The sequence below is a fragment of the uncultured Planktosalinus sp. genome (genome assembly GCF_963973675.1).
Taxonomy (GTDB): domain Bacteria; phylum Bacteroidota; class Bacteroidia; order Flavobacteriales; family Flavobacteriaceae; genus Planktosalinus.
In genome coordinates this window covers 1-9,606 of the sequence record NZ_CAXBAN010000054.1, presented here as the reverse complement: position 1 = coordinate 9,606, position 9,606 = coordinate 1, and the positions used below count along the sequence as shown (strand labels likewise).

Annotated in this window: 8 protein-coding genes and 1 pseudogene; 8 read left to right on the top strand and 1 reads right to left on the bottom strand. The window is 36.0% G+C overall.

Features of this window, described 5'->3' with window-relative positions:
* Nucleotides 1-240 (bottom strand): annotated as a pseudogene (locus tag AACY61_RS03545) (hypothetical protein); the annotation flags it as partial.
* 294 nt (nucleotides 241-534) lie between these two features.
* Here AACY61_RS03545 and rplM point away from each other — a divergent pair.
* The 8 genes from rplM to AACY61_RS03505 all read left to right on the top strand — a co-directional run.
* On the top strand, nucleotides 535-990 hold the full coding sequence (rplM, locus tag AACY61_RS03540) for a 50S ribosomal protein L13 (RefSeq protein WP_339610217.1): 456 nt from the start codon (nucleotides 535-537) through the stop codon (nucleotides 988-990).
* Nucleotides 990-1,376 carry a 30S ribosomal protein S9 gene (rpsI, locus tag AACY61_RS03535; protein ID WP_339610216.1) on the top strand — a complete coding sequence of 129 codons (387 nt, stop codon included), beginning with the start codon at nucleotides 990-992 and terminating at the stop codon, nucleotides 1,374-1,376. The genes rplM and rpsI overlap by 1 nt, the downstream gene beginning before the upstream one ends.
* A gap of 189 nt (nucleotides 1,377-1,565) precedes the next feature.
* Nucleotides 1,566-2,453 carry a 30S ribosomal protein S2 gene (gene rpsB / locus AACY61_RS03530; protein WP_339610215.1) on the top strand — a complete coding sequence of 296 codons (888 nt, stop codon included), beginning with the start codon at nucleotides 1,566-1,568 and terminating at the stop codon, nucleotides 2,451-2,453.
* Between the two features lie 117 nt (nucleotides 2,454-2,570).
* Entirely contained in the window at nucleotides 2,571-3,392 is an 822-nt protein-coding gene (tsf, locus tag AACY61_RS03525; RefSeq protein WP_339610214.1) for a translation elongation factor Ts, read from the top strand.
* A 163-nt stretch (nucleotides 3,393-3,555) separates the two neighbouring features.
* Complete coding sequence (gene pyrH / locus AACY61_RS03520) at nucleotides 3,556-4,263, top strand: UMP kinase (RefSeq protein WP_339610213.1); 708 nt, start codon at nucleotides 3,556-3,558, stop codon at nucleotides 4,261-4,263.
* A gap of 40 nt (nucleotides 4,264-4,303) precedes the next feature.
* Nucleotides 4,304-4,858, top strand: a complete 555-nt coding sequence (frr, locus tag AACY61_RS03515) for a ribosome recycling factor (RefSeq protein ID WP_339610212.1) — start codon at nucleotides 4,304-4,306, stop codon at nucleotides 4,856-4,858.
* A gap of 75 nt (nucleotides 4,859-4,933) precedes the next feature.
* Complete coding sequence (locus AACY61_RS03510) at nucleotides 4,934-7,087, top strand: DUF5686 family protein (protein ID WP_339610211.1); 2,154 nt, start codon at nucleotides 4,934-4,936, stop codon at nucleotides 7,085-7,087.
* A gap of 97 nt (nucleotides 7,088-7,184) precedes the next feature.
* The coding region (locus AACY61_RS03505; protein WP_339610210.1) for an MMPL family transporter at nucleotides 7,185-9,606 on the top strand (2,422 nt) is incomplete at its 3' end.

The window sequence follows — 9,606 nt, the reverse complement described above, 5'->3', positions numbered from 1 at the left end:
AAGAAATTTATACCAACGATATGCAGTTGTGTTATTAAAAATTAAAGTTTCATTTTGATAGCAATTGGTTTCTCCCATTATATCATTGGAAATAATACCATCTTCATTCAAATCATAGGCGTTTTCAGACTTAAATGCCGTCATTTTCCAAGTCCCTTCAATTGCCACACCATTATCATCATCAGATGAGCAACTGGTAAATAAAACTGCAAAAACAATCAAACTAAATACTTTTTTCATAATTGTATAGATTTTTAAATTTTGTGCAAAACAAACATTTTTATTTGAATTACCAATATCATTTAACGTATTCTAAAACGGTCCAATGATATAAAATAGTATAAATTTGTTTTTTATCTTAAAAAAGTTTCATTTAAAATAAATTTTAAGTCTGCTTGTGGGTCAAAAAAATTAAAATTACACCGTTTGTAAATCAAATTTATAGTTGTACATTTGCACCCCAATTCTCGTTAGTAGAATTAATTAGGAATGTTTAACGCGCCTGTTGAGAGACAGGTTTTAAAATGAATTAGTTTGGACACATTAAGTTACAAAACAGTATCTGCAAACAAAGCCACCGTTACAAAAGAGTGGTTACACGTTGATGCTGATGGTCAGACTTTAGGGCGTCTTTCTTCTGAAGTTGCAAAACTTTTGAGAGGAAAGCACAAGCCAAACTTCACTCCTCACGTTGATTGTGGCGATAACGTTGTTATCACCAACGCAGAAAAAATCAACTTGACCGGGAAAAAGTGGGATGCAAAAGAGTACATCCGTCACACTGGCTATCCCGGAGGACAAAGAAGTTTGACTGCTAAAGAACTTTTCGCTAAGAATCCGGAGCGATTGATTGAAAAATCGGTAAAAGGAATGCTGCCTAAAAACAAATTAGGAGCAGAACTTTTTAGAAATTTAAAGGTTTATGCAGGTGAATCACATGATCACGAGGCGCAAAAGCCAAGAACTATTAACTTAAACGAAATTAAGTAATGGAAGTTATTCACAAAATCGGCAGAAGAAAAACTGCAGTAGCGCGTGTTTATGTTGCTCCCGGAAAAGGAAACATCACCGTGAACAAAAGAGAGTTTGACAACTACTTTTCTACAGACACATTAAAGTATAAAGTGAAGCAGCCATTGGCATTGACCAATAATGAAAGTAACTTTGATATTAATATTAATGTAAGTGGTGGTGGTATTACAGGTCAGGCAGAAGCAATTCGTCTTGCGCTTTCAAGAGCAATGTGTGAATTGGATGCTGAAAACCGTACAACTCTAAAACCGGAAGGTTTGTTAACAAGAGACCCAAGAATGGTGGAGCGCAAAAAATTCGGACAGAAGAAAGCGCGTAAGAAATTCCAATTCTCTAAACGTTAATTCCGCACTTGTTGCGAAACCTTATTAAGGTTGTTACAATCTTGATAAACAAGTTCTAAAATTATTTAAACAACAGCTGTTCTCTTTTTCGCTTTAAGCGTAAAGAAAATTAGTTTAGCATCTAAATGCCCAAGACCTTATATAAGCTACTTGCGCATTGCTAAATTACAGAACGTAAACTATTAAAAAATGGCAAAAAAAATCGAAGTAAAAGAATTACTTGATGCAGGTGTACATTTTGGTCACCTCACCAGAAAATGGAACCCCAATATGGCCCCATACATCTATATGGAGCGCAATGGGATTCACATCATCAACCTTTACAAAACCGCTGCAAAGCTTGAAGAAGCTGCAGAGGCTATGAAAAAAATTGCTGGCAGTGGCCGTAAAATACTTTTCGTAGCTACCAAAAAACAAGCAAAAGACATCGTTGCAGAAAATGCAAAAAATGCAAACCAACCATACATCACAGAAAGATGGCCCGGGGGTATGCTAACCAATTTTGTAACCATTAGAAAAGCCGTTAAAAAAATGGCCTCTATTGACAGAATGAAGCAGGATGGTACTTTTGAAACGCTATCTAAAAAAGAACGACTTCAAGTTACGCGTCAGCGTGAAAAACTTGAGAAAAACTTAGGTTCCATTTCAGATATGAGCCGTTTACCTGCTGCGCTTTTTATTGTAGATACATTACGCGAACACATTGCTGTGAAGGAAGCACAAAAGTTAAACATTCCTATTTTTGCGATGGTCGATACCAACTCTGACCCCAGAGAAATTGACTTCCCAATTCCTTCCAATGATGATGCATCAAAGTCTATTGAAAAGATTCTTGAGTATGTAAGCGCATCAATCACTGAAGCACTTTCAGAAAGAAAAGCTGAAAAAGCTGAAAAAGATGCTGCAGGTGAAGATCAGCAATCGTCTAAACCAGCTAAAAAGGCTAAGAAAAAAGAGAAGGCAGAAGTAGAAGAAGACTCTACAGATGAAGCTCCAAAGAAAGCGAAGAAAGAACCTAAAGCAAAAAAAGAAAAAACTGCTGAAGTCGCTGAAGACAAAAGTGGTGAAGAGGAATAACATTTCCCTTGTAAAAGGGAATCTCGTTCTTAAAAGTACTATACATTAAAATTTATATTGATTAACAAGATCCCTCCCCAATTAAATTTGGGGACGGGGATTTAAAAACATAAAACTATGGCAAAGATTACAGCCGCAGAAGTAAATAAATTAAGACAAGCTACCGGAGCAGGTATGATGGATTGTAAGAAAGCATTGGTTGAAGCTGATGGTGATTATGATAAAGCAATTGAACTACTTCGAAAAAAAGGTCAAAAGGTAGCAGCAAACAGAGCTGACCGTGAATCAACTGAAGGAGCTGTTATTGCAAAAGTAAACAATGACAATACCAGAGGTGTGATTGTATCCTTAAATTGTGAAACAGATTTCGTTGCTAAAAACGAATCTTTTGTAAACTTTGCAACCGATCTTGCTGAATTGGCTTTAAGTACTTCAACAAAAGAAGAATTGCTTGCAAAAGAATACAAAGGAATTACAGTTGCAGAAAAATTGATTGAGCAAACCGGAGTGATTGGTGAAAAAATCGAAATAGGAGACTACAGAACACTGGAAGCTCCATTTGTTGGGTTTTATATTCATGCCGGCAATAAAATTGCTGTTTTAACCGGTCTTTCCCAAGGAGGTGACAATGCAGAAGAAGTTGCCAAAAACGTGTCTATGCAAGCTGCTGCGATGAATCCGGTTGCCTTAAATGAAGCCGGTGTAGATCAGGAGACCATTGACAAGGAAATTGAAATTGCAAAAGATCAATTACGTCAAGAAGGTAAACCGGAAGCAATGTTAGACAATATTGCCAAAGGAAAACTAAATCGTTTCTTTAAAGACAATACTTTGGTCAACCAAGATTTTATTAAAGACAACAAGCAAAGTATTGCAGCTTATGTTAAAGCTGAATCTGGTGCTGAAGTTGTGTCTTTTGAGAGAGTGGCTCTGGGATAAGACCTTAACAGTAAAAATTATTTAAATCCGTTTCAAACTTTGGAACGGATTTTTTTGTGGCAAGAAAATACTGCTTCATTTTTTACATTTAATTAACTTCAAAAAATATTTTATGTACTTTTGCTGCAATTAAAAATCCACAATACCAGAACAATTTCAGACTATGCAATACAAAAGAATCTTACTCAAACTCTCAGGTGAAGCATTAATGGGCAATCGCCAATATGGAATTGACCCGGAGCGTCTGGCAGAATATGCTCAAGAAATTAAAAGTGTTGTTGATAAAGGGGTTCAGGTTGCCATTGTTATTGGCGGCGGAAATATTTTTAGAGGTGTTGCAGGAGCCAGTAAAGGAATGGACCGCGTGCAAGGTGATCATATGGGAATGCTTGCAACTGTAATTAACGGACTGGCATTGCAAAGTGCCTGTGAAGATGCAGGCTTACAAACGCGGCTGCAATCTGCTATACAAATCAATGAAGTTGCAGAACCCTTTATCAGACGCCGAGCGATACGTCACCTTGAAAAAGGCCGTGTAGTAATATTTGGAGGTGGAACCGGAAACCCTTACTTTACCACCGATTCTGCAGCTGTTTTACGTGCTATCGAAATTCACGCCGATGTGATTTTAAAAGGCACTCGAGTAGATGGGATTTATACTTCAGATCCTGAAAAAGATGCCGATGCCACAAAATTTGACTACATCACTTTTGATGATGTATTAAGAAAGGGGCTAAAGGTTATGGATACTACGGCATTTACTCTAAGTCAGGAAAATGAACTTCCAATCATTGTATTTGATATGAATGCAAAAGGCAACCTTCTCAAGATAGTGGATGGTGAAAAAATAGGCACCAAAGTAAATTTGTAAAAAAATAGTATTTTTAAAACAATATTAAAGAAATAAAAAAATGACCGAAGAAATAAAGTTTTTAATGGACTCTACAGAAGAGGCAATGCTTAAAGCCTTGAAGTTTTTAGAAAAACAACTCTTAAACATCCGTGCAGGAAAAGCGAGTCCGGGGATGTTGGGCGGTGTCACGGTTGATTATTACGGAACCCCTACTCCTCTTTCGCAAGTTGCGAACATCAATACCCCAGACGGTCGAACACTTTCTGTTCAGCCCTGGGAAAAAAGTCTAATCCCTGAAATAGAAAAAGGAATTTTAAAAGCAAATTTAGGCTTTAACCCTATGAACAATGGAGACAATATTATAATTAGCATCCCACCCTTAACCGAAGAACGAAGACGCGAATTAGTAAAAGTTGCAAAATCTGAGGCTGAAGATGCTAAAATAAGCATCAGAAACGATAGAAAAATAGCCAACAGTGATGCCAAAGAACTGGACATTTCTGAAGACTTGCTGAAAATTGTTGAAACTGATATTCAGAAACTCACAGACAAATACATACAACGAGTAGATGATATTCTAGCCACAAAGGAAAAGGAGATTATGACTGTCTAGTTAAACTTAAAACAAAAGGCGACTCTCAGGTCGCTTTTTTAATACATTTGTTTTTAATTTTGGTTACCAAACCCAATGCCATTAAAAGCTAACATTCTCTTTTTACTTTTTACCGTTTTGGCTGTAAGCCAAAATGACACAACACATTCCAATCAGGCGAAAGCCATAATAGAACAAGTAATTAGTAATGCTTCCATTCTTGATGCTGAACAAGCATTACCTTCTTTTAGCTACAAAAGATACACTAAAGTAATTTTTAAGACACAGGACACTCAAACACAAGAATTGTTGAGTGACAATTCTAACTTTATCTTTGAAGAAGCTTCACAGCACTTCTTTGATCAACAAAAAAAACATTCACAAATTGTTTTAGGCTCAAACATTCCCGGTTTTAAACAACCATTTTATCCCTTATTCGTTAAACCCTTTTATGCAACATCTATTTATGAAAATGAATATACACTTTTCGATAAACGTTTTAGAGGCCCTCTTGCAAAAAATGCTTTTCAAAATTATACCTTCGAATTAATTCAAACAGACTCTCAAAGTAAACACCCTTTTTATATCATTCAATTTTCCCCCTTGAAGGATGATTCCAACACCCTTCTTCATGGTCAGTTTTTTATTGACAGGACTTCATTTGCAGTTCAGAAAGCAACTATTCACCACAAAGAGAATATGGAGGCTACTATCGTTCACGAATTTGAGTTGATAGAAACTGAAGGAATTTGGTTTCCCAAGAAGACCTCAATGACTGTCACCCTTATTAATCAAATTGAACCCATCTATTTGTTTGGAAAAAGAATACCCTCCGGAAAATTACTCGCTACAAAGGGTGAAAACAAGATATCATCTTTTGAAATTATTTCACACATAACAGAACCCCGTTTGAATACCTCTGAAGATTGGGCAGAAAAAAGAATCCAAGTTTTTGCGAGTGAAACTGAAAATACAAACAACAGCTCCTTTTGGAAACAGTATAGAATAAAACCTCTTACAGAGGAAGAAAAACAAATTTATATAGAGTCTGAAGAAGTTGTTGCAGACAAAGGTGTTGAAAAAAGAATACAGCGCATTGAAGACTTTGGGATGGGTTTTCTAGAGTTGGGTTTTTTTGATCTCGACTTAAAATATTTGATAAAATACAACAATTATGAGGGCTTTCGTTCAGGTCTTGGAGGTGTAACAAATGAAAAACTCTCTGCATATTTTAATATAGGAGGCTATTTGGTAAGAGGGTTTAAAGACGAGGTTTTTAAATATCAACTGTCGACTGATATTACACTTTCCCCAAAAACCAGTACAATTTTAGGTTTAACTTTCACCGATGATGTGGCCGAGATTGGAAGTCATATATACTTAACAGACCGAAGAACATTTTCACTTTTTGAGCCCCGTTTAGTCAATATTTCACAGTTTTATCAGCACCAAACCTGGAAAGCTAATTTAAGACATCAGGTTGTACCGGGCATTTATACAGAATTACAAGTTTCAAAAAGTGATATTGCCCAAACTGTCAATTATCAGTTTTTGAATGAGGGTGAAGCTTTTTCAAAATATACATTAAGCGAAATAAAAACTTCTATTTTTTGGTCTCCTTTTGGTAACTTTTTGGAAACCCCTTTGGGTGTAACAGAATACAAAACCGGTTATCCAAGGTTTTCCGCCCAATTTACTCAGGGATTAAAGGGCTTTCTGGACGGCAACTTTAACTATTCAAAAATTGATTTTAGAACAGATTATCTTTTTGAACACATCAATAAATCATTTACAGAAGTAATTTTGGAAAGCAATCTGGCTTTTGGTGATCTTCCATTGACACATAGTTATCATGCATACCCTAACAGTCCAAACAAAGAAACTGTAATGAACCGGTTTTCTGTGGCCGGGATTCGAAGTTTTGAGACTATGTATTTTGGAGAGTTTTTTTCAGATAAATTAGCCAGTATTCAAATCAAGCACCAATTGAAACCGCTTCAGTTAACTTCACGTTTTCAACCAGAAATTGTATTAATTACAAGGCATGCCATTGGCACATTTTCAAATGAAGACAACCATCAAAGTATAGGTTTCAATACCCTTGAAAAGGGATATTCAGAGTCGGGGATTGAGTTGAATAAACTACTGTTTGGTTTTGGTGCCAGCTTTGCTTATCGATATGGAGCTTATCATTTGCCTCAAACACAGGATAATATTTCGTTTAAATTTACATTCAACCTGAAGCTGTAGTTTTATTATTCACAAATTCTTAACGCTCAAAATATCGGGTGTTTAGCAATTGACTGCTAAAAGATTTCTACCTTTGCATTCTTTTTAAATCAGCACAATGAAAAAGTCTGTTTCTATCAAAAAACCAAGTGTATTTTGGAGTTCAACTGCACGTTTGATTCTTAGAAATCGCACACTTTTTTTGATACTCATTGTTTTGTCAACAGTTTTTTTTGCAAGTCAATGGAAACACATGCGCTTTTCAAACACAGAAGCAAATTTACTTCCTGACGACCACCCCATAAACCTTGAATATAAAGAGTTTCTAAATATATTTGGTGAAGAGGGCAACCTCATTGTCTTAGGGGTCAAAGACTCCACTATATTTTCTGCGCCAAAAATTAGTGCCTGGAATGCACTTCAAGACACACTAGCTACTTTCAGTGAGGTTGATTTTACTATTGGTCTCAACAACCTAAAGATTTTAGAAAAAAACGAGGCACAGCAAAAATTCGACCTGATCCCATTTATTTCGAAAGACGAAATAGACTCGCTTGATTTTAATGACTTAGAATATAACTTATTTAATAAGCTGCCTTTTTATGAAGGGTTAATTTACAGTCCCAACAAAAAGGGTTTCAGAACGCTCATCGCACTCAATAAAGATATTGTAAATACAAGTGCCCGAAAGAATTTTATTTTAAATGATTTAATCCCATTAATTGAAACCTTTGAAAACACTTATAAAATCAAAGTGCACACTTCAGGGATGCCATACATTCGCACACTGAATTCCAAAAATATCATTGACGAGATCAGTTTATTTATCGGTGCGGCTTTGCTGGTTACTTCATTTATTTTCTTTTTCTTTTTCAGATCATTCAGGGCTACTTTGATAACGATGCTCACTGTGATGATTGGTGTGATGTGGTGTTTTGGTATACTGGGTTTACTTGGATATGAAATTACTATATTGACTGCACTCATCCCTCCTTTGATTATCGTGATTGGTGTTGCTAATTGTATATTTTTAATCAACAAATATCAAAATGAAATAAAAATTCACGGCAATCAGGCCAAATCATTACAGCGAGTTATTTCAAAAGTAGGGAATGCTACTTTGCTGACCAATATGACAACCGCGTCGGGTTTTGCAACTTTTACACTTACTCAAAGCACCTTACTGGTTGAGTTTGGAACTGTGGCTTCGTTGAGTATCATTACGGTATTTGTGCTTTCACTGCTTATTATTCCTATTGTATACAGCTATATGGCGATTCCAAAATACAAGCATTTAAAGCATTTAAATAAAAACTGGATTGGCAAACTTGTAAAATGGCTTGTGGTTATGGTTAGGCATCATCGATTTGCTATCTACACGACTACAGTTGTTCTTTTGTGTTTGAGTATCATGGGGATCTATCAAATGAAAGTTTCGGGTAGTATCATTGAAGATATGCCCAAAAAAGCTACTTTTTTCGATGACATTCGTTTTTTTGAAACAGAGTATGACGGAATCATGCCTCTTGAAATTTTAATAGACACCCAACGCAAGGAAGGTGCTATGGCAGCAGCCACTTTGAGAAGAATTGATGCATTACAGGAATTTATCAAAGAAATCCCTGAATATTCAAAACCTGTTTCAATTGTGGAAACCGTAAAATATGCCAAGCAAGCTTTTTACAATGGAAACCCTGAATATTATGAATTGCCCACATCACAAGAACGCAATTTTATATTGCCATACGCCAAAAACAGCATTCAGGAAAACAATTTACTGGAAAGCTACATAGATTCTACTGGTCAATATGCACGTATTACAACTTTTATGAAAGACACAGAAATGGATCGAATGCAGCGTATTGAAGAAGAATTACATGAAGAGATTGCAACTATATTTCCGGAAGAACGCTATACTGTTTCAGTAACCGGAAAGGCTGTTTTGTATCAAAAAGGCACCACCTATTTGATTAAAAACTTATTGATTTCCCTTTCTTTGGCTATTTTACTGATTGCATTTTTTATGGCATGGATGTTTAGAAGTTTCAGGATGATTTTAATTTCGCTGATTCCAAATTTATTGCCATTAATTATCACCGCCGGCGCAATGGGATTTCTGGGTGTACCAATCAAACCTTCTACTATTTTGGTTTTCAGTATTGCTTTTGGTATTTCTGTCGATGACACCATACACTTTCTGGCCAAATACCGTCAAGAGCTCATTGTCAATAACTGGAAAATAAAGCGCTCTGTGTATGGGGCATTGAAGGAAACTGGGGTAAGTATGTTTTATTCCTCCATTGTATTGTTTTTTGGGTTTTCAGTTTTTATGATTTCCAGCTTTGGAGGTACCGTAGCATTGGGTGGTTTAGTTTCTGCAACGTTGCTTTTCGCCATGCTTTCCAACCTGTTGTTATTGCCGTCGTTGTTACTTTCGCTGGAAAAAAGCATCGCAAACAAAAAAACTCTGAAAAAGCCCGCTATGGATATTATTGATGAGGATGAAAAAATTGAAGTTAAGTGTACTCAATACTCTGGTG

Coding starts and splice junctions, on each gene's coding strand:
- rpsI (WP_339610216.1), top strand. CDS start 990: ATGGAAGTTATTCACAAAATCGGCAGAAGAAAAACTGCAGTAGCGCGT.
- rpsB (WP_339610215.1), top strand. CDS start 1,566: ATGGCAAAAAAAATCGAAGTAAAAGAATTACTTGATGCAGGTGTACAT.
- tsf (WP_339610214.1), top strand. CDS start 2,571: ATGGCAAAGATTACAGCCGCAGAAGTAAATAAATTAAGACAAGCTACC.
- pyrH (WP_339610213.1), top strand. CDS start 3,556: ATGCAATACAAAAGAATCTTACTCAAACTCTCAGGTGAAGCATTAATG.
- frr (WP_339610212.1), top strand. CDS start 4,304: ATGACCGAAGAAATAAAGTTTTTAATGGACTCTACAGAAGAGGCAATG.
- AACY61_RS03510 (WP_339610211.1), top strand. CDS start 4,934: ATGCCATTAAAAGCTAACATTCTCTTTTTACTTTTTACCGTTTTGGCT.